This window comes from Pseudonocardia sp. T1-2H, assembly GCF_038039215.1.
In the GTDB taxonomy this organism is placed as follows: Bacteria; Actinomycetota; Actinomycetes; order Mycobacteriales; family Pseudonocardiaceae; genus Pseudonocardia.
In genome coordinates, this window is record NZ_JBBPCL010000001.1 from 5,519,951 (window position 1) to 5,545,777 (window position 25,827).

The 25,827-nt window shown below is 74.1% G+C and carries 25 protein-coding genes and 2 pseudogenes; 8 read left to right on the plus strand and 19 right to left on the minus strand.

Translation table 11 applies throughout. The features are described from left to right. Window positions 1-3 precede the first annotated feature (3 nt). Complete coding sequence (locus tag WBK50_RS27155) at window positions 4-513, plus strand: Lrp/AsnC family transcriptional regulator (protein WP_341338322.1); 510 nt, start codon at window positions 4-6, stop codon at window positions 511-513. Here the strand turns inward: WBK50_RS27155 and WBK50_RS27160 are convergent. From WBK50_RS27160 to WBK50_RS27185, 6 genes and pseudogenes are all read right to left on the minus strand, one after another. Beyond that, a complete protein-coding gene (locus WBK50_RS27160) occupies window positions 510-1,433 on the minus strand; it encodes a cation diffusion facilitator family transporter (RefSeq protein ID WP_341338323.1) in 924 nt (307 codons plus the stop codon). The genes WBK50_RS27155 and WBK50_RS27160 overlap by 4 nt on opposite strands. Window positions 1,434-1,498: 65 nt before the next feature. Then, window positions 1,499-2,709, minus strand: a pseudogene (gene manA / locus WBK50_RS27165) (mannose-6-phosphate isomerase, class I). A 53-nt stretch (window positions 2,710-2,762) separates the two neighbouring features. Continuing rightward, a complete protein-coding gene (locus WBK50_RS27170) occupies window positions 2,763-3,857 on the minus strand; it encodes an SIS domain-containing protein (RefSeq protein WP_341338324.1) in 1,095 nt (364 codons plus the stop codon). Further along, complete coding sequence (locus WBK50_RS27175; RefSeq protein WP_341338325.1) at window positions 3,854-4,090, minus strand: Trm112 family protein; 237 nt, start codon at window positions 4,088-4,090, stop codon at window positions 3,854-3,856. Before WBK50_RS27175 ends, WBK50_RS27170 begins: the two co-directional genes overlap by 4 nt. A gap of 129 nt (window positions 4,091-4,219) precedes the next feature. Beyond that, window positions 4,220-5,599 (minus strand): phosphomannomutase/phosphoglucomutase, encoded by a 1,380-nt coding sequence (locus WBK50_RS27180; protein ID WP_341338326.1) that lies wholly within the window; start codon window positions 5,597-5,599, stop codon window positions 4,220-4,222. A 61-nt stretch (window positions 5,600-5,660) separates the two neighbouring features. Beyond that, a complete protein-coding gene (locus tag WBK50_RS27185) occupies window positions 5,661-6,011 on the minus strand; it encodes a DUF3499 domain-containing protein (RefSeq protein WP_341339512.1) in 351 nt (116 codons plus the stop codon). Window positions 6,012-6,208: 197 nt separating this feature from the next. Between WBK50_RS27185 and WBK50_RS27190 the strand changes: the two genes are divergently transcribed. Continuing rightward, entirely contained in the window at window positions 6,209-6,688 is a 480-nt protein-coding gene (locus WBK50_RS27190; protein WP_297502732.1) for a metallopeptidase family protein, read from the plus strand. A gap of 140 nt (window positions 6,689-6,828) precedes the next feature. Here WBK50_RS27190 and WBK50_RS27195 read toward each other — a convergent pair whose 3' ends face one another. Next, entirely contained in the window at window positions 6,829-7,125 is a 297-nt protein-coding gene (locus tag WBK50_RS27195; RefSeq protein WP_297502773.1) for a WhiB family transcriptional regulator, read from the minus strand. A 254-nt stretch (window positions 7,126-7,379) separates the two neighbouring features. On the opposite strand from WBK50_RS27195, the gene WBK50_RS27200 reads away from it, so the two are divergent. Continuing rightward, a complete protein-coding gene (locus WBK50_RS27200) occupies window positions 7,380-8,153 on the plus strand; it encodes a site-2 protease family protein (protein ID WP_341338327.1) in 774 nt (257 codons plus the stop codon). 19 nt (window positions 8,154-8,172) lie between these two features. Here the strand turns inward: WBK50_RS27200 and WBK50_RS27205 are convergent, their stop codons facing one another. The 8 genes from WBK50_RS27205 to WBK50_RS27240 form a co-directional block, all read right to left on the minus strand. Then, window positions 8,173-8,709, minus strand: coding sequence for an NUDIX hydrolase (locus WBK50_RS27205; protein WP_341338328.1), 537 nt, complete (start codon window positions 8,707-8,709; stop codon window positions 8,173-8,175). Continuing rightward, entirely contained in the window at window positions 8,703-10,043 is a 1,341-nt protein-coding gene (locus WBK50_RS27210) for a coenzyme F420-0:L-glutamate ligase (RefSeq protein WP_341339513.1), read from the minus strand. Before WBK50_RS27210 ends, WBK50_RS27205 begins: the two co-directional genes overlap by 7 nt. Before the next feature lie 5 nt (window positions 10,044-10,048). Next, window positions 10,049-11,044, minus strand: a complete 996-nt coding sequence (gene cofD / locus WBK50_RS27215) for a 2-phospho-L-lactate transferase (RefSeq protein WP_341338329.1) — start codon at window positions 11,042-11,044, stop codon at window positions 10,049-10,051. Window positions 11,045-11,088: 44 nt separating this feature from the next. After that, window positions 11,089-11,571, minus strand: coding sequence for a glutathione peroxidase (locus WBK50_RS27220; RefSeq protein ID WP_341338330.1), 483 nt, complete (start codon window positions 11,569-11,571; stop codon window positions 11,089-11,091). A 20-nt stretch (window positions 11,572-11,591) separates the two neighbouring features. After that, window positions 11,592-12,509, minus strand: a complete 918-nt coding sequence (locus tag WBK50_RS27225) for a DNA-3-methyladenine glycosylase family protein (protein ID WP_341338331.1) — start codon at window positions 12,507-12,509, stop codon at window positions 11,592-11,594. 65 nt (window positions 12,510-12,574) lie between these two features. After that, window positions 12,575-13,645 (minus strand): NDP-sugar synthase, encoded by a 1,071-nt coding sequence (locus WBK50_RS27230; RefSeq protein ID WP_341339514.1) that lies wholly within the window; start codon window positions 13,643-13,645, stop codon window positions 12,575-12,577. Between the two features lie 32 nt (window positions 13,646-13,677). After that, the gene (locus tag WBK50_RS27235; RefSeq protein ID WP_341338332.1) at window positions 13,678-14,589 is read right to left on the minus strand and encodes a glycosyltransferase family 2 protein; all 912 of its coding nucleotides are present in this window, start codon (window positions 14,587-14,589) and stop codon (window positions 13,678-13,680) included. 25 nt (window positions 14,590-14,614) lie between these two features. Then, a complete protein-coding gene (locus WBK50_RS27240; RefSeq protein WP_341338333.1) occupies window positions 14,615-15,454 on the minus strand; it encodes a tetratricopeptide repeat protein in 840 nt (279 codons plus the stop codon). Window positions 15,455-15,869: 415 nt separating this feature from the next. Between WBK50_RS27240 and WBK50_RS27245 the strand changes: the two genes are divergently transcribed. From WBK50_RS27245 to ilvA, 3 genes are all read left to right on the plus strand, one after another. Then, window positions 15,870-17,834 carry an LCP family protein gene (locus WBK50_RS27245; protein ID WP_341338334.1) on the plus strand — a complete coding sequence of 655 codons (1,965 nt, stop codon included), beginning with the start codon at window positions 15,870-15,872 and terminating at the stop codon, window positions 17,832-17,834. Between the two features lie 30 nt (window positions 17,835-17,864). Beyond that, the gene (locus tag WBK50_RS27250; protein WP_341338335.1) at window positions 17,865-18,581 is read left to right on the plus strand and encodes a TIGR03089 family protein; all 717 of its coding nucleotides are present in this window, start codon (window positions 17,865-17,867) and stop codon (window positions 18,579-18,581) included. A 138-nt stretch (window positions 18,582-18,719) separates the two neighbouring features. Continuing rightward, entirely contained in the window at window positions 18,720-19,955 is a 1,236-nt protein-coding gene (gene ilvA, locus WBK50_RS27255; RefSeq protein WP_341339515.1) for a threonine ammonia-lyase IlvA, read from the plus strand. 7 nt (window positions 19,956-19,962) lie between these two features. On the opposite strand, the gene WBK50_RS27260 is transcribed toward ilvA, so the two are convergent. Beyond that, window positions 19,963-21,120 carry an acyl-CoA dehydrogenase gene (locus WBK50_RS27260; protein ID WP_341338336.1) on the minus strand — a complete coding sequence of 386 codons (1,158 nt, stop codon included), beginning with the start codon at window positions 21,118-21,120 and terminating at the stop codon, window positions 19,963-19,965. 95 nt (window positions 21,121-21,215) lie between these two features. On the opposite strand from WBK50_RS27260, the gene WBK50_RS27265 reads away from it, so the two are divergent. Beyond that, window positions 21,216-21,914: a TetR family transcriptional regulator gene (locus tag WBK50_RS27265; protein ID WP_341338337.1), complete on the plus strand. Its 699-nt coding sequence runs from the start codon at window positions 21,216-21,218 to the stop codon at window positions 21,912-21,914. Window positions 21,915-22,219: 305 nt separating this feature from the next. Here WBK50_RS27265 and purE read toward each other — a convergent pair whose 3' ends face one another. After that, a complete protein-coding gene (gene purE, locus WBK50_RS27270; RefSeq protein WP_341338338.1) occupies window positions 22,220-22,723 on the minus strand; it encodes a 5-(carboxyamino)imidazole ribonucleotide mutase in 504 nt (167 codons plus the stop codon). Next, window positions 22,716-23,940 (minus strand): annotated as a pseudogene (locus WBK50_RS27275) (5-(carboxyamino)imidazole ribonucleotide synthase). Before WBK50_RS27275 ends, purE begins: the two are co-directional and overlap by 8 nt. 79 nt (window positions 23,941-24,019) lie before the next feature. Between WBK50_RS27275 and WBK50_RS27280 the strand changes: the two are divergent. Further along, a complete protein-coding gene (locus WBK50_RS27280) occupies window positions 24,020-24,535 on the plus strand; it encodes a GtrA family protein (protein WP_341338339.1) in 516 nt (171 codons plus the stop codon). A gap of 16 nt (window positions 24,536-24,551) precedes the next feature. On the opposite strand, the gene WBK50_RS27285 is transcribed toward WBK50_RS27280, so the two are convergent. Continuing rightward, a complete protein-coding gene (locus WBK50_RS27285; RefSeq protein WP_341338340.1) occupies window positions 24,552-25,820 on the minus strand; it encodes an ATP-binding protein in 1,269 nt (422 codons plus the stop codon). Window positions 25,821-25,827: the final 7 nt, after the last annotated feature.

Consider the following 25,827-nt stretch of genomic DNA (forward strand, 5'->3'; position numbering starts at 1 on the left):
GCGATGGCCGAACGATCCACGAACGCAAGCGCTCCACCGGCCCCGCAGCCGCAGGATGTGCGGGTCCCGCTGGACGAGGTGGACCGCGCGATCCTCACCCACCTCGAAGGGGACGCCCGGATCCCGAACAACGCGCTCGCCGACAAGGTGGGCGTCGCGCCGTCGACGTGCCTGGGCCGGGTCCGGGCGCTGCGGGAGCGCGGGGTCATCCGCGGCTTCCACGCCGACGTCGATCCCGCCGCGACGGGCCGGCCGCTGCAGGCCATGATCTCCGTGCGGCTGCAGAGCGACGCCCGGCAGCGGATGAAGGAGTTCGAGGAGCAGGTCACCGCGATGGCCGAGGTCCGCGACGTGTACTTCCTCGCCGGCGTCGACGACTACCTGCTGCACGTCGCGACGGCGGACTCACCCGCGCTGCGGGACCTCGTGGTGGCCCTCAACGGGCTGGCGGACGTCGCGAACACCCAGACGAGCCTGATCTTCGACCACGTCCGCCCGCGGGGCCGGTTCTAGGAGGCGATCCGGGAGCGGTCGAGGTCCGGCTCCAGATAGATCACGCGCGCGTCCGGGACGGCCTCCCGGACCCGGGCCTCCGCCTCGTCGATCGTCCTGGCGACGGCCTCCACCGGCAGCCCCGGGGCGAGGGCGATCTTCGCCGCGACCAGCAGCTCCTCCGGGCCGAGGTACTGGGTCTTGACGTGGATGACCCGCTCGACGTGCTCGCCCTCCTCGAGCTTGCGCACGATCGTGGAGAGCACCGGCGGGGTCGCGCCCTCGCCGATCAGCAGGCTCTTCATCTCGACGATCAGGATGATCGCGATGACGCCGAGCAGGGCGCCGATGCAGAGCGTGCCGATCCCGTCCCAGACCGGCTCCCCGGTGAGCACGGACAGCCCGACGCCGGCCAGCGCGAACACCAGACCGATCAGCGCGCCGGTGTCCTCCAGCAGCACGACGGGCAGCTCCGGGACCTTCGCCTGGCGGATGAACTGCCACCAGCTGCCGTTCCCCTTGAGCGGCCGGGACTCGTGCACGGCCGTGCGGAACGAGTAGCTCTCCAGCGCGATCGCGACCACCAGGATGATCACCGCGACCAGCGGCGAGGTCAGCGGCTCGGGGTGCTCGATCTTGTGGATGCCCTCGTAGATCGCGAACACCGAGCCGAGGGTGAACAGCATCAGGGCGACGATGAACGAGTAGAAGTAGCGGTCCCGGCCGTAGCCGAAGGGGTGCTCGGGGGTCGCGGCGCGGGCCGCACGCTTGCCGCCGATCAGCAGCAGGCCCTGGTTGGCGGTGTCCGCGACGGAGTGCACGGCCTCCGCGAGCATCGACGACGACCCGGTCACCAGGAAGCCGACGAACTTCGCCACCGCGATCCCCGCGTTCGCCGCCAGCGCGGCGATGATCGCCCTCGTCCCACCGCTCGCCGACATGCGTGTCCCCCCGTGTTCTTCGACGTCTGAGAATCGGAACCGGGCAAAGCGTAGTCGGCGGCGCCCTACAGACCGTCGCTGGCCAGGAACAGCTGCGTGCCGGCGGCCGCGCTCTCCACCTCGGTCGCCGTGTCCGCCGCCCCCAGGAAGAGCGCCCCGCCCTTCGCCAGCTCGACCACGCGGTCTCCCCCACGCACGAACGCCGACCCGGCGGTGCACAGCAGGATCCGCGGGCCGCCGTCCGGCACCGCGACCTTCGCGTCCTCCTCCGTGGCCTTCCAGCGACGCAGCCGGAACTCCGCGGCGGGCGTGTCGTAGGAGTTCCAGCCGGCCTCCGGGTGCCCGTCGATCACCGGCGGCGGGGCCGCGGTGAAGTCCAGGACCCGCAGCAGCTCCGGCACGTCCACGTGCTTCGGCGTGAGGCCGCCGCGCAGCACGTTGTCCGAGTTCGCCATGATCTCGACACCGGCGCCGGACAGGTACGCGTGCAGGTTCCCGGCGGGCAGGTAGAGGGCCTCACCGGGCTGCAACGTGGTGCGGTTGAGCAGCAGCGCCGCGAGGACGCCGGCGTCACCGGGGTAGCGCTCGGACAGGTCGAGCGCGGTGCGGGCCTCCGTCTGGAAGTCCCCGCCGGCCGCGACGAGCCGGACCGCGGCCTCCTGCAGGGCGGGCACCAGCTCGTCCAACATGCTCTGCGGCAGCGTGATCCAGGTGGTGAACAGGGCCCGCAGGCCGTCGGGGCAGGGCTGGCCCGCGAGCAGCTCGACGTGGGCGGCGAGCTGCGGGACGTCCAGGGCGCGGAGCAACGCGATCGTCTCCACCGGCTCCCGGAACCCGACGAGCGCGTGGAACTCGGTGAGCGCGCAGATCAGCTCGGGCTTGTGGTTCGGGTCCCGGTAGTTGCGGTCCGGGGCGTCGACGGGGATGCCGGCGGCGTTCTCCCGCTCGAACCCGTAGGTGGCCTGCTCCAGGCTCGGATGCGCCTGCAGGGACAGCGGCTCGTCCGCCGCGAGGACCTTGAGCAGGAACGGCAGCGTGTCATGCCAGCGGCTGCGCCGCGCGTCCCCGAGCAGGTGCCCGGGGTCGGCGGTCAGCGCGTCGAGGAGCGAGGTCCGCTCGCCGTCCGGACGCACGATCCGCGACGGGTCCGCGGGGTGCGCGCCGAGCCACATCTCCGCCTGAGGGTGGGGGACGGCACGGGCCGGCCGAGCAGGCCGGCGATCACGGTCCGCGATCCCCAGGCGTACGGCCGCACCGGGTTGTCCAGCAACTCCACGGGTAGTCCTCGTCGTAGCGGATCATGGTCGGGCGCGGGGCCGGGGAGCGGCGTCAGGCGGGTTCGATCGTCCGGGTGGCCAGGCCCAGGTAGATCGCGGCGGTGTCCGCGCGGGCGGCGAGCAGCGCGGCGCGCAGCAGCGCGGCGTGCGGCGTGCCGCGGGCGATCTCCTCCACCGGGTGCGCGAGGTCCGCGGGCCACGTGCGGCCCGTCAGGCGCATGGCGACCTGCTCCGGGTCCTCCTCGCCGGTGGCGAGCAGCACGAGCCGCGGCGGAGGAGCGTCCGCGCCGTCCACCGGGTCCTCGAAGGGGTCCCGGAAGACGTCCGCGCCGCGCGCGGCGAGGGCCAGCGCGCGGGCAAGGCCGATGGCGGTGGCGGCCTGGGCGACGGCCGCGCTGTGCGCGACGACCCCCGCGTGCGTGGCGAGGGCGGTGGCCGCGTGCCCGGCGACGGCGGTGGCCGCGGGGTCCGTGCCCCAGAGCAGCGGGGTGTGCTCCGCGAGGCGCAGGGCGAGGGACTTCGCCGGGTTCATGAACGGCTCGTGGCCGGGCTGGTTGCGCTCGGCCTCGGCGTCCAAGGCGTCCGCCAGCGCGTCCAGCCCCGGCTCGACGGCGAACAGCCCCAGTGCGGCGACGACGGTGAGCCCGACCGCGAGGGCGCGCGGCAGGTCCAGCGCGGGCGGCACCGGGATCCGCGGCTCGAGCAGCCGGGCTCGGCCGGCCCCGGCGGAGGCCACCGGACCGTCCGTCGGTACGGAAAGCACGACCTCGGCTCCCCGGGACACCGCCCGGCCCACCGACTCCGCCAGCTCCATGTCCGTGGCGTCCGCCGAGTGCGCGACGAGCACGTCGAGCGCCCCGACCCAGCTCGGCGCGGTGTCCGCGACGACGATCGGGACCGGGCACTGCGGCCCGAGCAGCGCCGTCAGCAGCTCCGCGGCCGCGCCCGAGGTTCCGGGGCGGCGCAGGAACACCAGCGCCCGCGGACGGGCGCCCTCCAGCGAGGGGACACCCGCCTCCGCGGCGGTGTGCGCCGCGGAGCGGACCTGCGCACCGGCGGTCGCGGCGGAGCGCAGCACGCCGGTGGTGTCCACCGCCGCGAGGGCCGCCGGATCGGCCAGGACGGTGTCGTCGAGCACCCTGCTCACCCGCCCCCCTCGGCCGCCGCGTCCGGCGCCGCGGGGACGCCCGGCTCGGGCGGGAGGGCCTCGTCGAGCAGCAGCACCGGGATGCCGTCGACCACCGGGAACCGGCGACCGCACGACGTACAGGTCAGGACGTCCGCACCGGGGTCGCCGGGGGTGCCGGCGCGCAGCGGCGCATGGTCGTCCGACGGGCACGCCAGGATCTCCAGCAGCTGGGGGTCGAGTTGTACGGCCACGGTCCTCCTCGTCATCCTTCTCACTCGATGCTGCCAGGGTCTTCCCCGGCGCGCCGGGGCCGTCCGGGCTATCCCGGCCCCGCAGGTGCTGATACGCACCGTGGCGGTCGCCCGGTCCGGCGCGGCCGGTCAGGCGCGAACGACCGCCAGCACCTCGTCCCGCAGCGCCGCGACGGCGGCGGGGTCGGCCGCCTCCACGTTGAGCCGCAGCAGCGGCTCGGTGTTGGAGGCCCGCAGGTTGAACCACGAGCCGTCCGGCAGCGCGACGGTGAGGCCGTCGAGCTCGTCGAGCTCGACGCCCTCGCGCCCGCCGTAGATCTCCTTGATCGCGGCGACCCGGCCCGCCTGGTCCACGACCGTCGAGTTCACCTCGCCGCTGGCGCTGTAGCGCTCGAACTCGGCCATCAGCCCGGAGAGCGGGTCCGGCTGCTCGCCGAGCGCGGCCAGCACGTGCAGGGCCGCGAGCATGCCGGAGTCCGCCTTCCAGAAGTCCCGGAAGTAGTAGTGCGCGGAGTGCTCGCCGCCGAAGACCGCACCGGTCTCGGCCATCTTCTGCTTGATGAACGAGTGCCCGACGCGGGTGCGCACGGGCTCGCCGCCGTGCTCGCGCACGATCTCGGGGACGGCCTTGGACGTGATCAGGTTGTGGATGATCGGGCTGCCCGGGGACTTCGCCAGCTCGCGGACCGCGACCAGGCCGGTGATGGCGCTCGGGCTGACCGGCGCGCCCCGCTCGTCGACGACGAAGCAGCGGTCCGCGTCCCCGTCGAAGGCCAGGCCGAGGTCGGCCCGCTCCTCGATCACGGCCTTCTGCAGGTCCACCAGGTTCGCCGGGTCGAGCGGGTTCGCCTCGTGGTTCGGGAAGGTGCCGTCGAGCTCGAAGTAGAGCGGCACGACGTCCAGCGGGAGGCCGCGCAGCACCTCCGGGACGGTGAACCCGCCCATGCCGTTGCCCGCGTCCACGACGACCCTCAGCGGCCGGATCTCCCGCAGGTCCACCAGGGCGCGCAGGTAGGCGGCGTAGTCGCCGAGCATCGGCTGCTCCCGGACGCTGCCCCCGCCCGGGCCCCCGGGAACGCCCCGCTCGACGGCCTCGCGGATCGTGACGAGGCCGGTGTCCTGGCCGATCGGCATGGCGCCGGCCCGGCAGAGCTTGATGCCGTTGTACTTCGCCGGGTTGTGGCTCGCGGTGAACATCGCGCCCGGCACGTCCAGCGTGCCGGCGGCGAAGTAGAGCATGTCCGTGCTGGCCAGGCCGATGTTCACGACGTCGAGGCCCTGGCCGGTGACCCCCTCGGCGAACGCGGTCGCGAGGCCGGGCGAGGAGTCCCGCATGTCGTACCCGACGACGACCACGCCCGTGGCCGGGTCCTCGTCCTTCAGCATGCGGGCGAGCGCGGCGCCGACCGCACTGACGAGCGCGTCGTCGACCTGCTCGCCGACGACGCCACGGACGTCATAGGCCTTGATGACGGCCGAGAGATCGGGCTGCGCGGGGTGATCGGGCACGGGCCAGACCCTAGCGGGAGGAGGCCGAGGACTCGCGGCGACGGGACCGGGCGGGTGCGGTTCAGTCCTCGCCGGGCGCCGGGAGCACCCGCAGGTGCCCGCGCCGCCCGGTGCCGGGCACGGGCCCGGCGGCCTCGACGACGCGGTCCACCCGACCGGCCTCCCGGACGGCCTCGGCGAGCGCGGTGAGGTCGTCCCCCTCGAGCTGCGGCGCGGCGAACTCGCCCTCGAACCGGACGACCTCCCAGCCGCGCGGCGCGGTGAGCCGGTGGGCGTGCGCCGTGCACAGGTCGTAGGAATGGGGTTCGGCCTGTGTGGCCAGCGGCCCCACGACCGCCGTGGAGTCGGCGTAGACGTAGGTGAGCGTGGCCACCGCGAGCTCGGTGCACCCGGTCCGCGAACACCTCCGCACACTCAGCACGTCGGTGACGATAGCGCCTGTCCTCCCCGACGCCTCGCTGCGACGCGCGCCCGCTTCGCGTGGGACGTCCGGTGACCGCCCGGTTCCGCTCCGTGATCACCCCGGTGGCGTGTGGCGATCCGCTTCGGACCGTGCCCGACGGGCGGACGGGACGCCCCGGGCCGCCGCGCGGGTCGTATATTCGACGGGTGACCACCGCGCGCCGCACGCTGCGCCGCTCACCCCGCAGGCGGGACCGGCGGGGCCGGGGGCTGCGCGGGTTGCTCTATCCGGTGCACACGCCGGCCTTCCGCAGCCGCGCCGAGAAGTTCGACGCGCTGGTGCTCGAGGCCCTCGAGCCGATCGAGCTGCGCTGGAGCGCGGAGCTCGTGGATCTGGACCTCGCCGTCGACGACGTGCCCGAGGTGGTCCACACCTCCCCGGACGACGTCACGTGGGAGACGGGCGTCCTCGCGGACGCGGGTGTGCCGCTGGCCCAGCTCGTCCCGGCGGGGGTGGACCCCGACGGCCTGCCGTCGCGGGCCCGGATCGTGCTCTACCGCCGGCCGCTGGAGTCGCGGGCGAAGGGCGGGGCGGACCTCGCGGACCTGCTGCACGAGGTTCTCGTCGAGCAGGTGGCGGAGTACCTCAACATCGAACCGGACGCGATCGAGGACGGCTCGGAGTAGCCGCCGGCGAAATCCGCGTCGTCGAGCCACGACGCGGTCGGCCGGCGGCAAGATCCGCGTCGTGGAGCCACGACGCGATCAGGGTGCGGCGACCGTCCCGACCGGCGGCACCCGGTTCGGGGCGAGATGATCCGGAGCTTCTAGATGGCCAGGTGTTCCGAGCCGGCGACGATCTCGGTGCCGGCGAGCAGCTCCGATCCGCCCCGGCGCAGCCGGCGGCGCTCCCGCTCGGAGAGCCCACCCCAGATGCCGAAACGCTCGTCCTGCGCGAGGGCGTACTCCAGGCACTCGGCCCGGACCTCGCAACCGGAGCAGATGCGCTTGGCCTCGCGCGTGGAGCCGCCCTTCTCGGGGAAGAACGCCTCCGGGTCCGTCTGCGCGCACAGCGCGCGTTCCTGCCAGTCCTGCTCGTCGGCGGCATCCTGCCCGTCGAGCATGTCGACCAGTCGGAGGCTGCTGCCGCCCCCAGCGACGTCCCCGACGGGGACACCTCCGACCATGGTCGTCTCGATGCCGGTGTTCGTCCTTGCAAACAGAGTGTCCGTGAACTCGTTCACCCGCCCCCCTTCCCCGCGCCCGGCGAATGACACCGGCGTAAGTACAGCGCTGAGGTTCAATGGCACGCAACCCGGGGCTGCCATCCGGGTGACGGGATCCACCCCATTGGTCCCCCGTTCGGCACACTGGCACAGTGCGTCGCGTGTCCTCCCGGATAAGTCCCTGGTTCCTCCTCCTGATCGTGATCGCCGTGATCGGAGGGGTGCTGGCCGCCTTCGGAACCACCGCCCTCGCCGAGACGGGATCCACCACGCTCATGACCGCGGGGGTGGTCCTGCTGGTCCTCGGGGGGTGGGCGGTCTCACTCTGCCTCCACGAGTTCGGCCACGCCTACGCCGCTCTGCGTAACGGGGACTGGACCGTCCGGCACAAGGGCTACCTGACCCTCGACATCCGCCGCTACAGCGACGTCGGCTGGTCCTTCGTGCTGCCGATCGTGTTCCTGCTGCTGGGCGGCATCCCGCTGCCGGGCGGCGCGGTCTGGATCAACCACGGGCTCCTGCGGTCCCGGCTCGGCCGCAGCCTGGTGTCGCTGGCGGGCCCGGCCACGAACCTGGTGCTCGGCGCGGTCCTCACGGTGGCCGTCGCGTTCGTGTCGATGCCCTTCGGGCTGCAGGCGGGCCTGTCCTGCCTGGCCCTGATCCAGGTCCTCGCCTTCGTGCTGAACATCCTGCCGGTGCCGGGGCTCGACGGGTACGGGGTGCTCGAGCCCTACCTCCCGCCGCAGGCGCAGGCGTTCGGCGCGAAGGTCCGGCCCTGGGCCCCGATCGTCCTGTTCCTGCTGATCATCGGGCTGCCGGGGGTCAGCCGGGTGTTCTTCTCGATCGGCTCGGTCCTCTACGGCGCCGTCGGCGGCGACGCGCAGCTCGCGAGCGCGGGCTACGGCCTGCTGCTCTTCTGGCGCTGACGGCCGTGGCGCGTGGTCGTCAGCGCGCGAGCGCCGCGGCGACCATCGTCGACACGGTGTCGCTGTCCGCCGGCAGCCCGTCGAGCGGCCACCACGCCAGGTCCACGGACTCCTCGCTGATCACCGGCACCGCACCGGCCGGGGCCCGCACCAGGTAGCGGACGTCCAGGTGCCGGGTCGGCCTGCCGAGCGAGCAGGTGACGGGGTGGACGTCGACGTGCAGCGGGTGCTCGCCGATCTCCAGCCCCGCGATGCCGGACTCCTCCCCCGCCTCGCGCAGTGCGGCCGCGCGCAGCGACGCGTCCCCGGGCTCGCAGTGCCCGCCGAGCTGGATCCACCGCCCGACGCGCGGGTGCAGGGTCAGCAGGGTGTGCTCGCCCGCCGCGTCCAGGACGAGCGCGGACGCGGTGAGGTGCCCGGGCTCGCAGGAGCGCAGGCACGCGTCGTCCGGTCGGGCCGCGCAGTAGGCGAGTAGCGCGTGCTTCAAGGCGCGCTGCTGCTCGTCCCCCGGCGTCCACGCCTCGAGCTCGGCCGCCGCGACCGCCGGGGCTACCACTCGACCAGCCCCCTCCCGGGGTCGACGGCCGGACGGGGGGCCAAGGGCGCCACCGGCATCCCGACGGCGACGGCGCCGAGCGGCTGCCAGTCCGCGGCCAGGCCCAGCTCGGCCCGCACGACGTCCGCCGCGAAGATCGTGGACCCGACCCAGCACGACGCGAGCCCCTCGGCCGCGAGCGCGACCAGCAACGACTGCACCGCCGCGCCTCCGGCCACGGTGAACATGTCCCGCTCCGCGGCGGTGCGGGCCGCGTCCGGGTACTCCTGCGCGCCGTCCCCGGTGCGGAAGGGCAGCAGCAGCTCGGGCGCGCGCCGCAGCAGGTCCCCCCGGGCGAGGCGGCGCTCGATCTCGTCCGCGGGCCGGCCGTCCGCGGCGAGGTCCGCGCGCCAGCACTCGCGCAGCGCGTCGAGCAGGGCGGTGCGCCGGGCCGGGTCCGCCAGCCGCACGAAGCGGAACGGCGTGCTGTGGTGCGGCGCGGGAGCCGTCAGCGCCACGCCGACCGCCCGGCGGAGCGCTTCGGGATCGACGGGTTCGGCCGAGAACTCACGGCTGCTGCGGCGCATCAGGACCGCCTCCCGGCGGCCCTGCGCCAGGGCCTCGTCGGCGCCGAGCCGGAACATGTCCTCGTCGACCGGGCGGACCAGGTCCCGCGCGGTGGACCCGTCGTCCGGGCTGGCGAGCCCGCGCACGACCGCGACCGGCATCGCCCCGAGCTTGCCCTTCACCAGGTCCGCGGCCCCGGCGACCTCGTCCGCGAGCGCCACCTCGGTGACCAGCAGCTCGTTGCCCTGGGCGTCGACCGCGCCGCCGTAGCGGTGGATCACGGTCATTCCCGCGGAACCGATCGCGACGTCCGTCTGGCCGACGCGCCACGCCCGCCCCATGGTGTCCGTGACGACGACCGCGACGTCCACCCCGAGCCGCTCCCGCAGCTCGGCCCGCAGCCGGGCGGCGCTGCCGTCCGGGTCCACGGGGAGCAGCGCGAGCTCGTCCCGGCGCACGTTGGAGCCGTCGACCCCGGCGGCCGCCTGCACGATCCCGAGCTTGCTCGCGACGATCAGCGTCTTGCCGCGGCGGGCGAGGATCCGCTCGGTCTCCTGGTCGACCAGGCGCCGGCGCAGGGCGTCCCGCTCCTCCGGGTCCTCCGGTGCGGCGACGAGCCGCCCCTCGGCCTTGGAGAAGATCTTGCTGGTGACGACCACGACGTCGCCGTCCGCGAGCCAGGGCGCGGCGCCGGCGACCGCGGCCGCGACGTCGTCCCCCGGACGGAACTCGGGCAGGCCGTGGACGGGAAGGATCTGCAGGCCCTCGGGGGCGGCGTGATCGGGAATCGCCGTCAAGGGGTGACCCCGGCCAGGGCGAACGCCGCGCGCGCCATCTCGGCCGTCGCCTCGACGTCGGTCATCAGCAGCGGGACGGCGCGGGTCTCGGCACCGGGGACCTCGGCGGTGTCCCCGGTATGGACGAGCCAGCCGTCGAGCAGGCCGCCCTCGCCCCGGCCGCCGTAGTGGCGTCCGACGGCCTCGGCGCTGGTCTCCACGCCGATCGCGGTGAGGCAGGCGTCCGCCATGCCGCGCAGCGGGCGGCCGCCGACGATCGGCGACAACCCGATGATCTTCGCCTTCGTCCCGACCAGCGCCTGCGGCACGCCGGGGACCTGGATCAGCGTCCCGATGCTGACCACCGGGTTCGACGGCGCGACCAGCACCACGTCGGCGTCGGCGATCGCGGCGGCGGCCTCGGGCAGCACCTTCGCGGTCTCGGCGCCGACGGAGGCGAACCGCTGTGCCTCGGGCTTGGCCTGGTGCCGGACCCACCACTCCTGGAAGTGCACCGCGATCTGCGGTGGCGCCTCCGGACCGGGATCCGGGTTGTCGATCACGACGTGGGTCTCCACCCGGTCGTCGGTCACCGGGAGCAGCCGCACGCCGGGCTGCCAGCGGTGGCAGAGCGCCTCGGTGACCTGGGAGAGCGGGTAGCCGGCGCGCAGCATCCGGGAGCGGACGAGGTGCGTCGCGACGTCCCGGTCCCCGAGCCCGAACCACGTGGGGTCGGCTTCGTAGGCCATCAGCTCGTCCCGCACCGCCCAGGACTCGCCCGCCCGGCCCCAGCCGCGCTCGGAGTCGATCCCGCCGCCGAGGGTGTACATGCAGGTGTCCAGGTCCGGGCAGATCCGCAGCCCGTGCAGCCAGATGTCGTCCCCGACGTTCACCACCGCGGTGATCTCGTGCCCGGACTCCCCAGGACCCACCGCGGGCAGGCCGAGCGCGGCCTTCACCCCGAGCAGGAACCGAGCCCCACCCACCCCGCCGACCAGCACCGTGACCTTCACGCGGCCAGGCTACGTCGGCAGGACGACGGTCCGGCGCGCAGCCGCTATTTCGGGAGCACCGCTGTGATGGCCGACACGATCTCGTCGGATCCGGGCTCGGTGCGCGGGCGGAAGCGGGCCGCCACGGTGCCGTCCGGAGCGACGAGGAACTTCTCGAAGTTCCACTGGACGTCCCCGGCCTCGCCCGCCGCGTCCCGGGTGGTCGCCAGCGCGGCGTACAGCGGGTGCCGGCCGGGGCCGTTGACGTCGACCTTCTCGGTCATCGGGAAGCTGACGCCGTAGGAGGTGGCGCAGAAGGTCGCGATCTCCTCCGCGCTGCCCGGCTCCTGCCCGCCGAACTGGTTGCAGGGCACGCCGAGGACCGTGAAGCCGCGGCCGGCGAACTTCTCCTGCAGCTCCTCCAGGCCCGTGTACTGCGGCGTCAGCCCGCACTTCGAGGCGACGTTGACGACGAGGACGGCCTTGCCGCCGAGGTCCGGGAGCGTTCCGCCGTCGAGGGCGGCGATCTGGGTGTCGAGGAGAGCCACGGGAGGTGACGCTACGCGCGTCACATGGCGCGGTAGTCCCGCGGGGAGAACCGTGGCCCGAATCTCGGCCGCCTGAAGCCCGAGGCCTCCACGTAGCGCACCGCGCGGTGCCGCTGCGGGACGTAGGGGGCGAGCTCGGCCAGCATGCCCGCGTCGTCGAGGGGACGGCCGACGAGCGCCCAGCCGACGACCGTCGGGATGTGGAAGTCCCCGAAACTGACGGCGTCCGGGTCGCCCCAGGCCCGCTGCGCGATCTCCGCGGCGGTCCACACCCCGATCCCGGGGATGCGGCGCAGGAGGATCCGGCCCTCCTCGCCGCGCAGCTCCACCGCCTTCTCCAGCCGGTGGGCGACGGCAGCGCAGGCCAGGATCGCGCGGCGCCGCGCCGAGTCCACCCCGGCCTTGTGCCACTCCCAGTCCGGCACGGCCCGGATCTGCGCGGGCGTGGGCGGGACCCGCATGCCCTTCGGCACCAGCTCGGCCGGGCCGGGCGCGGGATCCGCGAACCGCCGGCAGAGCTCACGCCACGAGCGGTGCGCCTCGGTGCCGGTGACCTTCTGCTCCAGGACGGCCGGGACGAGCTGGTCCCAGACCCGGCGGGTGGCGCCCAGCCGCATCCCGGGCATCCGGCGCGCCGCGTCGGAGATCAGCGGGTGGTGGGCGCGGAAGTCCTCCGGCCGGTCGTCCACGCCGAGCAGCGCGGGGAGCCCGTCGAGCTCCCACTGCGCGCCGGGACCCCAACCCGCCGCGACGACCGTGCCGTCGCCCCGGCGGTGCAGCCGGAGCGTCGCCGGGCCGTCCGGGGTGGTGGAGGTGCGCCAGATGGCGTGCCCGTCCGGCTGGGAACGCCAGGTCGGGTCGCCCCGGCCGCGGCGCAGCGGGAACAGGACACCGGGGAGGTCCAGCGGGTACGCCGGCAGCCACTCCCGCTCGATCATCCCCACCTCCGGTGCTCGTGCGCGGGAGGCCGCGCCCGAACAACGTTATCCGCGCACGGGGGGCGTCAGACGTCCGGGGAGAACCGCACGCCGTGGGGCGGCAGGGAGATGTCCGGCCAGACCCGCATGCCGCCCTTGAGCTCGCAGTGCGCGCCGATCACGGCGCGGTCCCCGATCACGGTGTCGCGGACCTTCGCGGACTCGCCGACCGTCGCGCCCGCGCCGACCACCGAGGTCTCGACGATCGCGCCGGGCTCGACCACCGCGCCGTCGAAGAGCATCGAGCCCTCCACGCGCGCACCCGCGCCGATCCGGACCCCGCGGCCGACGGTCGTCCCGCCGAAGACGAAGGCGTCCGGGGAGATCTCCGCGCCCTCGAGGACGAGCAGCTCCCCGGTCGGCCCGGGCAGGGCCGCCGAGGGCGCCACGCCGCGGACCAGGTCCGACGAGCCGTGCACGAGGTCCCCGGGGGTGCCCATGTCCCGCCAGTAGGCGTTGTCGACGTGCCCGGACACCCGCGAGCCCGCCTCCAGCAGCCCCGGGAACGTGTCCCGCTCCACGGACACCGGGCGGCCCTCCGGGATCAAGTCGATCACGGAGCGGCGGAAGACGTAGCAGCCGGCGTTGATCTGGTCCGTCGGCGGGTCCTCGGTCTTCTCCAGGAACGCCGTGACCCGTCCGTCGTCGTCGGTCGGCACGCAGCCGTAGGCGCGCGGGTCCTGCACGCGGACGAGATGCAGCGTGACGTCCGCGTCCGTGGTGCGGTGCGTATTGACGACGGCACGGAGGTCCGTCCCGCACAGGACATCGCCGTTGAAGATCATCACGTGCTCCGCCGTCAGGTGCTTGGCGACGTTGCGGATCCCGCCGCCGGTGCCCAGCGGGGTGTCCTCGACGACGTAGGTGAGGTCCAGGCCCAGCGACTCGCCGTCGCCGAAGTGGTCCGCGAAGGTCTCGGCCAGGTATGAGGTACCCAGGACGACCCGGCGGATCCCGGCCGCGCGGATGCGCGAGAGCAGGTGCGCCAGGAACGGCACACCGGCGGTGGGCAGCATGGGTTTCGGCGCCGACAGGGTCAATGGGCGCAGTCGGGTGCCCTTGCCCCCGACCAGCACGACGGCTTCGACGTCGTCCAGCACGAGTGGGTCCTCTCGTAGGATGAGTCCGCTCAACGTGACGCGGATCGTGCGCGTGCGGTGAGCCCGGCCTTCAGCAGCGCCCGCAGCGGGGCCCGCAGGACGCCGGCGTTGCGGTCGGCGAGGTAGCGGTAGGCGCTGCGGTGGTGCTCGGTGAGCATCCGGGCGGACACGTCGGCCTTCGACGTGGACGCACCGCCCGTGTGGACGACCTCGGCCGACGGTGCGTAGACGTTTCGCCAGCCCGCCCGGTTCAGCCGATCGCCGAGATCGACGTCCTCGAAGTACATGAAGTAGCGCGGGTCGAAGCCGTCGACGGAGTCGAACGCCGTGCGCCGCAACAGCAGGCAGGACCCCGAGAGCCAGCCCGCGGTCCGCTCGACGGGCTCGGCGTCCTCCTGCCGGTAGGAGCGCGTCCACGGGTTGTCCGGCCACACCCGCCCGAGCGCGGCGTGCCCGGCCCCGCGGCCGAGCGAGGGCAGCAGCCGCGCCGACGGGTAGACGTGCCCGTCGGCGTCGCGGATCAGCGGGCCCAGCGCTCCGGCCCGCGGCCAGCGGGCGGCGACGGCCAGCAGCTCGTCCAGCGAGCCCGGCCCGAAGACCAGGTCCGGGTTGGCGACGACGACCCAGCCGACCTCGTCGCCCAGCTCGGCGACCCCGCGGTTGGCCGCGGTGCCGTAGCCGACGTTCTCGCCGATCCGGAGCAGGTCCACGCCGTCGCGCTCGGCGCCGCGCTCGGGGGCGCCGTCGACCGAGCCGTTGTCCGCCAGGATCACCCGCACCGGCCGGGTCGTGGCCTTCGGGACGGAGTCCAGGAACGCGTCGAGGGTCTCCCCGGGCGAGTAGGTGACGGTGACGACGGCGAGCTCGTCGCCGTAGGTCCGCACGTCGCGCCCCGGCCCCTCGTCCTGCCTCGGCCCCTCGTGCGGCCGTCCCGGTTCCATGGCCGAGCACCCTAACGGGCTCCGCTCAGTCGTCCGACAGGTCCTCTCCGTCCAGTTCGGAGAGGGCTTCGAGGGCGTTGCGGTCCCCGTGGTCGATGCCGACCTGCAGGTGCGCGCGGGCCTCGTCGGGACGGCCGGTGTCGATCAGGAACTGCGCGAGGGCGTAGGAGGAGCCGGACTCGTTGTGCCGCACCGCGGCGCGGAACTCGCGTTCCGCTCCGTCGACGTCGCCCACGGACGTGAGCAGGAACGTCCCGTAGGCGGTGTGGGCGCGCAACGCACCGAGGTGGGCCGCCCGGCGGTAGAGCGCGTCCGCCTCGTCGTCGCGGCGGGCGGCCGCCCGCACGTCCGCGAGCGCGACGACCGCGTCCGGCCGGTCGTCGGACACCCAGCGCTCGGCGGCCTCGATCGCCGCGGACAGGTCCCCGGCCTCCAGGTGCAGCGCCGTCAGGTTGTCCGGGGCCTGCCGGTCCCCCTGCTCGGCCGCGCGGGTCAGCACCTGCACGGCCTCGCCGAAGCGGTTCTGGTCCCGCAACAGGATGGCGAGGTCGTTGGCCGCGGCGAGCTCGCCGTACTCGACGGCGGTCCGGAAGGCGTCCTCCGCCCCGCCCGCGTCCCCCAGCTCCGCGAGCGCGACGCCGAGGCGCCCGGCGAACTCGACCCGTCCGCTCTCGACGAGCGCGCCGAGCCAGTTCGCGGCCGCGACCCAGCTGCCGTTGTCCAGGTAGGCGCGGGCGAGGAGGTCCAGTGCCGGTTCCTCGCCGGACGCCACGGCCTGGCGGAGCACCTCCACCGCGTCCGCGGAACGACCCGCGTCGAGGAGCGCGCGGCCCTGCGCCGACAGCGACTGCACGGTCTCCGACACTGGCGGCTCCCTCGGGTGAACGCGGGGACGATGGTCTCATCCGAATGCCGGGTTCGTCGCCCGGAAGGAGAGTGCGGTGATCGTCGGCCAGGCGTCCGACGGTCGCCGGAAGTAATGAATCGATCGCGTTTCGCGACGGACTGTCATGAAGCTCACCCACCGCGCCGGACCGTCCACTCCGGCCTGGCCGTGCGGGCCGCGGGGAAGGCTTCGCTGGTACGCCCACCACGGACGACGTGCCTCGGCACCCGGCCCGGGCGCCGAGGCGGGTGGCGGTGACCGGGCCTCCCCGACGGGGGCCAGGACGGGTGGCACGCCGCGACACGCCGAACGAAACGCCGTGGGGCGGGGCGCGATACTGCACCCTGGGGCGGCGCCGGACGGATGAAGTGGATCGACGACGACGGGTGGTGGCATGGGCGAGCGAGGGTCCGGCCGCTCCGCGTCCGGTTCCGGACGCGGACGCAGGTCCGCGGCGGCGGCGCTGTTCGGGTGGGACGGGACGCTCTCGGACGGCGACGGAGCGGAACGGCATGTCCCACCGGACCGGGGATCGACGGCCGACCGCCGCTCCGTGCCGGGCCGGCGCCCCGCTGCCGACAAGGGCTCGTCCCCGGACCGGCTTCCCGCCGCCGAGCGCAGGACGCCGTCCGAGCGCCGCACCCCGGCCCGCGACACCCCGCTCGACCGCAAGGCCGGTTCACGCTCCACCACGGCCCGCTCCGGCTCCGGCCCGTCCTCCGGTGCCTCCCCGTCGGTCCGCTCCGGCGGGCGGGCCGACCCGCCCCGCCGGAAGCCGGGAACCGGCGCGCCCCGCGCCGTCCCGCCCCGTCCCCCGGCCCGCAGGCCCGGCACCGGGGCCGGCGGTGGCAGGCCGCCCAACCGCCCGGCCCGTCCCCGGCCGCCCGCGTCGCCGCCCCCCGAGCCCCGCGCCGTGCGCTTCCGCCGTCGCGCCCGGGTCACCGTCTGCGGCCTGTCCGCGCTGGTCCTCGTCCTGACCGGGTCCGCGTGGGGGCTCTACCGGGACATCACCGGCGGCCTGACGACCACGAACGTCATCACCGGCGGCGCGAACTCCGGGGAGCAGAACATCCTGCTCGTGGGCGTGGACAGCCGCACGGACGCCCAGGGCAACCCGCTCCCCCGCGCGGTGCTCGACCAGCTGCACGGCGGTGAGAGCAGCGGCGTGCTGAACTCGGACACGATCATCGTCCTGCACGTGCCCGACGACGGCGGCAGCGCGACGGCCTTCTCCATCCCCCGCGACAGCTATGTGGACATCCCCGGCTACCGCAAGGACAAGATCAACGCGGCCTATCCGGTGACGAAGGCGCTCCGGTCGGAGGAACTGGTCAGGGCCGGGGGGATGAACCCCAAGGAGATCGACAGCGAGTCGTCGGCCGCCGGGCGCAGCACGCTGATCCAGACCGTGCAGGACCTCACCGGCCTCAGGATCGACCACTACGCCGAGGTCAACCTGCTCGGCTTCTACAACCTGACCGAGGCGATCGGCGGCGTCGACGTCTGCCTGCGGAACCCGGTGAACGACGCCTTCTCCGGCGCGAACTTCCCCGCGGGCCCGCAGACGGTCTCCGGCGCGGCGGCGCTCTCGTTCGTCCGCCAGCGGCACGGCCTGCCCGAGGGGGACCTCTCGCGAATCCGCCGCCAGCAGGTGTTCCTCGCCGCCGTCGCGGACAAGACGCTGTCGAGCGGGACGCTGACGAACCCGTCGACGCTGTCGGGGCTCATCGACGTCGCCCACAAGTCCCTGGTCGTCGACTCCGGGTGGGACCTCCTCGCGTTCGCGCGGCAGGCGTCGGGGCTGGCGGCGGGCAACATGAACTTCCTGACGATCCCGACGCAGGGCGGTGCGACGAACGACCGCGGTGACGTCGTGCTCGTCGATCCCGCGCAGGTCAAGGGCTTCGTCGAGCAGCAGACGACCCCCGCGGACGAGAGGCCCGAGGAGACGCCGGCACCGGAGGAGACCTCCGATGTCGACCCGGCGACCGTCACCGCGGACGTCGGCAACGGCTCGGGGACCACCGGGCTGGCCGCGCAGGTCGCGGGCACGCTCACCGCCGCGGGTTTCGTCGAGGGCAACGTCGAGAACGCGCCGAGCCGCACGACCTCCGTGGTCCGCTACGCGCAGTCCGACGGCGACGCCGCGGCCCGGGCGGTCGCGGCGAAGCTCGGCGGGATCGGGGTCGAGCAGGCGGACGGGGTCGCGTCCGGGCACGTGCAGGTGCTGCTCGGCACGGACTTCGAGGCGCCCGCCGCCGCGGCCGCGCCGGCCGCGTCCCCCTCGGCGGCCACGTCGGCACCCGCGCCGGACGCCGGATCGGCGATCAACGCCGGCGGCGTACCGTGCATCGACTGAGTCCGAGTCCGATTCGCTGAGAGGACATCCGTGTCCCTGACCGACGCCCTGCTCGACCCGATCCTCGCGACGAACCCGGCCCGGCCGCTGATCACGTTCTACGACGACGCGACCGGCGAGCGGATCGAGCTCTCCGCCGTCACCACCGCCAACTGGGCCGCGAAGGCCGCGAACCTGCTGCGCGACGAGTGCGACCTCGAGCCCGGCGGCTCGGTCGCGGTGCTGCTGCCGGCGCACTGGCAGACGGCGGCGGTGCTGCTCGCGGTGTGGTCCTGCGGCGCCGAGGTCACCGCGGACCCGGACGGCGCGGACCTGGTGCTGTGCGACGCGAACCGGGTCGACCTGGCGCTCGCCGCGAAGGCGCCGGGCGGGGTGGTGGCGCTGTCGATGGACGCGTTCGGCCGCGGGATCGACGGGCTGCCGGCCGGGGTCGTGGACTTCGCGACCGAGGTCCGGCTCCAGCCCGACGCGTTCGTCCCCTGGGAGCCGGTGACGCAGGCCGCGACCGCGCTCGACGGCAGAACCGTCGCGGAGGTCCTCGCCGAGGTCCGGGACCGGGTCGACTCGCTGGGGCTCGCCGCCACGGACCGGGTCCTCTCGACCCGGGAGTGGACCACCCTGGACGGGCTGCGCGACGGGCTCCTCGCCGTGCTCGCCGCCGGGGCCTCGCTGGTGCAGGTCGCCCATCCCGAGGACGCCGCCCTGGACCGACGCTACGTCGCGGAGAAGTGCAGCACCCGGCTCTGAGGGGTGCCCGCGCCGCCCCGCACGCGGGGAGTGCGGGCGGTGCACGGGCCGAACGCGGCGCGTGGCACCGTGTAGGGCGTGACCGCCGTGCCTCCCACCAGCACCGCAGGTGCTGATCCCAGGGCTGCTGCCCGCTCCGTGTCCGCCGTGGACGTCGACGCCGCCGCCGAGCGGCTGCGCGCCGTGATCGGCCCGAGCCCGCTGCAGATCTCGGCCCGGCTCTCGGACGCCGTCGGCGGCGAGGTGTGGATCAAGCGCGAGGACCTGCAGCCCGTCCGGTCCTACAAGATCCGCGGCGCGTACAACCTGATCGCCCAGCTCGACGACGCCGAGAAGGCCCGGGGTGTCGTGTGCGCGAGTGCCGGCAACCACGCCCAGGGCGTCGCGTTCGCGTGTTCCCGCCTGGGCGTCGAGGCGCGGGTGTACCTGCCCCGGACCACGCCGCGGCAGAAGCGGGACCGGGTCGCGCGGCTCGGCGGCAAGGTCGTGAAGGTCATCGTCATCGGCAACACCTACGACGACGCCGCGGCCGCCGCGGCGAAGGACGCCGCCGAGTCCGGCGCGACACTCGTCCCCGCCTTCGACGACGAGCGCACCGTGGCCGGGCAGGGCACCGTCATCCGCGAGGTCCTCGGCCAGCTGGCGGACCCGCCGGACACCGTGATCGTCCCCGTCGGGGGCGGCGGCCTGCTCGCAGGCACCGTCGCCTACCTGGGGGAACGCCACCCGGAGATCCGGGTCGTCGGCGTCGAGCCCGCCGGGGCTGCGAGCATGGCGGCAGCCCTGCGCGAGGGCGGCCCGACGACGCTCGCGCACGTGGACCCCTTCGTCGACGGGGCCGCGGTGCGCCGCGTCGGGGACGTCACGTTCCCGATCGTGCGGGACTCCGGCGTCGTGCTGGAGCCCGTCGCCGAGGGCCGGGTCTGCGTCGAGATGCTGGCGCTCTACCAGACCGACGGGATCATCGCCGAGCCCGCGGGCGCGCTCGCCCCGGCCGCGCTCGAGCAGCTGGACATCCCGCACGGCTCGACGACGGTCTGCCTGCTCTCCGGGGGCAACAACGACGTCAGCCGGTACGCGGACGTCGTCGAGCGCGCGCTCGTCCACGAGGGGCGCAAGCACTACTTCCTGGTGGAGTTCCCGCAGGAGCCGGGCGCGCTGCGCAGCTTCCTGGACGACGTCCTGGGCCCGGACGACGACATCACGCTCTTCGAGTACATCAAGCGCAGCAACCGGGAGACCGGGCCCGCGCTCGTCGGCCTGGAGCTCGGCGACCCCGCGGACCTGGAAGCCCTGCTGGCCCGGATGGAGGCCGCCCCGCCCCAGATCGAGCGGATCCCCCCGGACTCCCCGCTCTTCCGCTTCATCCTCTGAAAGCGCCTCAGCGCAGCAGGCTGCGCGCCATGACCATCCGCTGGACCTGGTTCGTGCCCTCGTAGATCTGGGTGATCTTCGCGTCCCGCATCATCCGCTCCACCGGGAAGTCCTTGGTGAAGCCGGCGCCGCCGAAGAGCTGCACGGCGTCCGTCGTCACCTGCATCGCGGTGTCGCTGGCCAGGCACTTGGCGGCGGAGGAGATGAACCCGAGGTTCTTCTCTCCCCGCTCGGCGCGCGAGGTCGCGACGTAGACGAGCTGGCGCGCGGCCTCCACCTTCATCGCCATGTCCGCGATCATGAACTGGACGCCCTGGAAGTCCGCGACGGCCTTGCCGAACTGCTTGCGCTCCTTGACGTAGGCGATCGCCTGGTCCAGCGCGCCCTGGGCGATGCCGACGGCCTGCGCGCCGATCGTGGGGCGGGTGTGGTCCAGCGTCGCGAGCGCGGTCTTGAAGCCGGTGCCCTCGGCGCCGATGATCCGGTCCCCGGGGATCCGGCAGTCCTGGAAGTAGATCTCACGCGTCGGCGAGCCGGCGATGCCGAGCTTGCGCTCCTTGGGACCGACCTCGAAGCCCGGGTCGTCGGAGTGCACCACGAACGCGGAGATGCCGTTGGCCTTCTTCTCCGGGTCCGTCACGGCCATGACCGTGTACCAGGTGGAGACGCCGGCGTTGGTGATCCAGCACTTGGTGCCGTTGAGCACCCAGTCGTCCCCGTCCCGGCGCGCGCGGGTCTTCATCGACGCGGCGTCGGAGCCCGCCTCGCGCTCGCTCAGCGCGTAGCTGATCATCGCCTCGCCGGACGCGATCGACGGCAGCACCTGCTGCTTGAGCTCCTCGGACGCCGAGAGCAGGATCGGGACGGAGCCCAGTCCGTTGACCGCCGGGATCAGCGACGACGACGCGCAGACCCGCGCGACCTCCTCGATCACGATGCACGCCGCGAGCTCGTCCGCCCCCTCGCCGCCGTACTCCTCCGGGATGTGGACGGCGTGGAAGCCCGCCTTGGTCAGGGCCTCCTGCGCCTCGATCGGGTAGCGCGCCTGCTCGTCGACGTCGGCGGCGTAGGGCGCGATCTCCTTCTCCGCCAGCGCACGCACCGCGTCGCGCAGGGCCTCGTGCTCGTCGCTGAGCCGGTAGGTGTCGAAGTCGGCGTTCTGCATCGTCTGAACTTCCTCGTCCCGCGTCGGTGTCCGGTTCGATCTCACCGTAACGGCACTGCGTGCCATCTCGCAATCTCGCTGCTACCCTGCGTGCCATGACGGAGGCCACGCCCCAGGTGCGCCGCGGACGCTCGGCCGAGGGCCGCGCGGAGATCCGTCGTGACCTCGTCACCGCCGCGGTGGACCTGTTCACGGACCAGGGCTACGACGAGACGACCGTCGACGACATCGCGGCCACCGCCGGCGTCGGCCGCCGGACCTTCTTCCGCTACTTCCGCAGCAAGGAGGACGCGGTCTCCCCGGACCACGAACTGGGCCTCGCCCGGATCGCCGCGGTGTTCGCCGACGCGCATCCCACCGAGCCGCTGCTGTCCGTGGTGCTGCGCGCCGGGGAGACCGTCTTCGACCTCTACCTGACGGACTCCGGGACCGCCCGCAAGCGGTTCGCCCTGGTCCACGAGGTGCCGGCGCTGCGGGACCGCGAGGCGGCCATGGTGCACCACTACCGCCGGCTCTTCACCCGGGAGCTGGGCCTGCGCCTGGCCGACGTCCCGGACGGGGACCTGCGGGCGGCGGTCACCGCGGCCGCGGTGGTCGCGGCGCACAACCAGGCGCTGCGGCGCTGGCTCGCGGACGGGGCGACGGCGGAGGGCGCGCAGGAGTGCGTGGCCCACTTCCGGAAGGTCGCGCAGATGCTCCCGCTCGACGCCCCGGTGGGCCTCGAGGACGTGACGCGCCGGCTCGAGCGGGCGGCCCGGAACCTGGAGCGGCGGGACGGGTCCGGACATGGATGATCCCCGGGCCGCACCGGAAGCGGTGCGCATGCCGAGCTGGACGGGCTCGGGCCCGGGGATCACGGTGACTGCCTGGAATTCGCCGGCACCTACCGACTTCCACGGCCGTCGAGAAAACGTCCCGCGGTGCTAGCGGACAGTCACCTCACGAGTCCTGCTGCTAATCAACGCTGGACCACCTCCTCTCCCATGTACCGCCACCCTACGACCGCGATCCGGGAGTTCGCCACGACTTTTTCGCGCGGCCTCCTCACACCGTCGCCGGCACGGTCCGGGTGTCCGTGACCTCGGCCCGACGGGTCCCGCTATCCGTTGCGCACGGCCGACCGGAGAGCCGCGTCCTTGTCCAGCACCATCTGTTCGAGATCGGTCTGGAAGGCCTCCATCCGGGCCCGCAGCGCCTCGTCCGACGCCGCCAGGATCCGCACCGCGAGCAGGCCCGCGTTGCGCGCGTTGCCCACCGCGACGGTCGCGACCGGGACGCCGGCCGGCATCTGCACGATCGAGAGCAGGGAGTCCAGCCCGTCGAGCACCTTGAGCGGGACCGGCACGCCGATCACCGGCAGCGGCGTCGCGGACGCGACCATGCCCGGCAGGTGCGCCGCGCCGCCCGCCCCGGCGACGATCACCTTCAGGCCCCGGGCGGCGGCCTCCTTCGCGTAGTCCAGCATCCGCTGCGGGGTGCGGTGCGCGGAGTAGACGCCCACCTCGTAGGGCACGCCGAACTCCGCCAGCGCCTCGCCGGCCGCTTTCATCACGGGCCAGTCCGAGTCGCTGCCCATGATCACGCCCACCTGCGGGTCAGTCATTCCGGTCTCCCGTCGTCGTGGGGACGGACGCCGCCCCGTCGTGCACGGACCAGCCGTCGGACCACTCGCCCGTCGAGAGCCAGTGCGCCCCGAGCTCGGCTCGCCGCCGGACCTCCGTCATGTCCCGGCCGAGCGCGGTCACGTGCCCGACCTTGCGGGCCGGCCGCTCGTCCTTGCCGTACATGTGGACCTTGACGTCCGGGAAGCGGGCGAACAGATGGTGGATCCGCTCGTCGACGGTCATCGACGGCGGCACGTCCGCCCCGAGCACGTTCGCCATGACGACGGCGGGCGCGGTCGGCGCGGTCGAGCCGAGCGGGTAGTCCAGGACCGCGCGCAGGTGCTGTTCGAACTGCGAGGTGCGGGCGCCCTCGATCGTCCAGTGCCCCGAGTTGTGCGGGCGCATCGCGAGCTCGTTGACCACGAGCCCGTCCTCGGTCTCGAAGAGCTCGACGGCGAGCAGCCCGGTGACGTCGAGCTCCCGGGCGATCCGCAGGGCGAGGCCCTGCGCCTCGAGGGCCAGGTCCTCGGAGATCCCGGGCGCGGGCGAGAGCACCACGACGCACTGCCCGTTCTCCTGGATGCTCTCGACGACCGGCCACGCCGCGGCCTGCCCGAACGGCGACCGGGCGACCTGCGCGGCGAGCTTCCCGGCGCATGACGACGGCCTGCTCGGCCATCAGCGGCGTCCCCGCCGCCAGCAGCTCGGCGACCAGATCCGGGTCCGGGCCCTGCAGGAACCAGACGCCGCGGCCGTCGTACCCGCCGCGGACGGCCTTGAGCACCACCGGCCAGCCGTGCTCCGTGCCGAACGCCTCGACGTCCGCGGGGCTCTCCACCGCCGCGAAGGGCGGGACGGCGATCCCGAGCCCGGCGAGCCGGCGGCGCATGACGAGCTTGTCCTGCGCGTGCAGCAACGCGTCCGGGCCCGGCCGGACGGGCACCCCCCGCTCGACGAGCGCGCGCAGGTGCTCCTGCGGCACACCCTCGTGGTCGAACGTGACGGCGTCGCAGGTCTTCGCGAGCGCGAGGAGGTCCTCGAGCGAGTCCGGCGACCCGAGCACGACGCCCGGGCTGACCAGCGCGGCGGGCTCGCCCGGCCCGGCGGCGAGCACGCGCAGCGTCTGGCCGAGGGCGATGGCGGCCTGGTGCGTCATCCGGGCCAGCTGCCCGCCGCCGATCATGCCGACGACGGGGAAGTCACGGGAGGTACTCACGGTCCGAGGAGCCTAGCCGAGCGACGCGCGGGCCCGGCCGAGCGCTCGGGGCGTTCGGCCGTCTGGCACGATCGGCGGAGTGTCCTTGGTGGAAACGGCGCTGGCGCGCATCCCGCAGCCGTACCGTGACCTCGCGATCAAGCACCGTGAGCTGGTGAAGTTCGCCTTCGTCGGCGGCACCACGTGGATCATCGACACCACGGTCTTCCTCTTCCTGAAGAGCACGGTCCTGGAGCCCAAACCGCTCACGGCGAAGATCATGGCGGTGCTGATCGCGACGATCGTGTCCTACGTCATGAACCGGGAGTGGTCCTTCCGGACCCGCGGCGGCCGGGAGAAGCATCACGAGGCGTTGTTGTTCTTCCTGGTCAGCGGTGTCGGCGTCGGCGTCTACTCCGCCCCGCTGGCCGTCTCGCGCTACCTGCTGCACCTGCAGATCCCCGAGGTCTCCCTGCTCACCCAGGAGGTCGCGGACTTCGTGAGCGGTCAGATCGTCGGGACCCTCGTCGGGATGGCCTTCCGCTGGTGGGCGTTCCGCCGGTTCGTCTTCCCGGACGAGAACGTCCGTCGTCAGGTGCCGGGCGCCACACCCTGATCCTCGCGCCCCCGCCTCAGCGAGGGGTCGTCGCCGGGGGGCGCGGAGCGGCCACGACGTCGTCGGCCCGCGCAGCCGGCAGGAAGATCGTGAATGTGGGCGGCCTGGCGCGGGAGAGTTCCAGACGGCCCCCGTCCGCCTCGACGAGCGCCCGGGCCAGGGCCAGCCCCAGGCCCGTCGACGACTGCACCGACACGCCACGGTCGAACACGTGCGGCACCAGCTCCTCGGGGATGCCGGGGCCGGTGTCGCTCACCTCGACCACCAGCAGGGAGTCCCCGGACCGCGCGCTGATCGTGACGGTCCCACCGCCGTGCTGCGTCGCGTTGTCCACGAGCGCGCCGACGGCCTCCCGGATCCGCGCGGGCGTGACCCGGGCGAGCAGCCCCTCCGGCACCCGCAACCGCAACGTCCGGCCCGCCTGCACGAGCGCGGGCCGCCACTCCTCGACGACGGCCGCGAGACCCTCCCGCAGGTCCATCGGCTCCGCGCCGGCCGCCCGCGCCGCGCGGGACGCCTCGAGCAGCTCGTCGAGGACGTCGGAGAGGCGTTCGGTCTGCTCGAGCGCGGCGAGCGCCTCGCGGCGGGCCTCGGGGTCCGGGTGCGCGGCGAGCTCGTCGAGGCGCAGGGTCAGGGCCGTGATCCGGCTGCGGAGCTGATGGGACACGTCCCCGACCAGCGCACGTTCCCGTTGCACCAGCTCGGCAAGCGCCGCCGCGGAGGTGTCCAGGACGTCCGAGACCCGGTCCAGCTCGGGGATGTTGTGCCGGTGCGGGGTGCGGCGGAAGTCCCCTGCGCCGAGCCGGGCGGCCCGGTCCGCGACGTCGCGGAGCGGGTCGGCGAGGCGGCGGGCGGTGAGCGTCGCCACGATCGTCCCGGCACCGATGGAGATCACCACCAGCAGGAGCACGATCACCGTGACCTGCACCTGCTGGGTCCGCATGATCGACCGCGGCTCGGTGAGCGTGATCGTCCCGCCGTGGGCGAAGGGCAGCGTCTCGGTCACCGGGTCGGCGCCGGTGTCCGCGCCGAACGAGCGGCTCGGCTCCCCCGGCCGGTCGAGGGTCAACCGGCCGGTGGCGGGCACCGCGAGCGCGAGGGTCGCCGGGTCGACGGCGCTCGGCTGTTCCTCGAGCCGCTCCGCGATCACCTCGAGCCGCGACGTCAGGTCCGCCCGGGTGATGTCCTCGACGAGCTGCCAGGTCGTGACGGCGAGCGGGCCGCCCAGCACGAGGGCGGTGATCGCGACGACGAGGAGGGTGGACTGGAGGATCCGGCGGCGCATCTGCTGG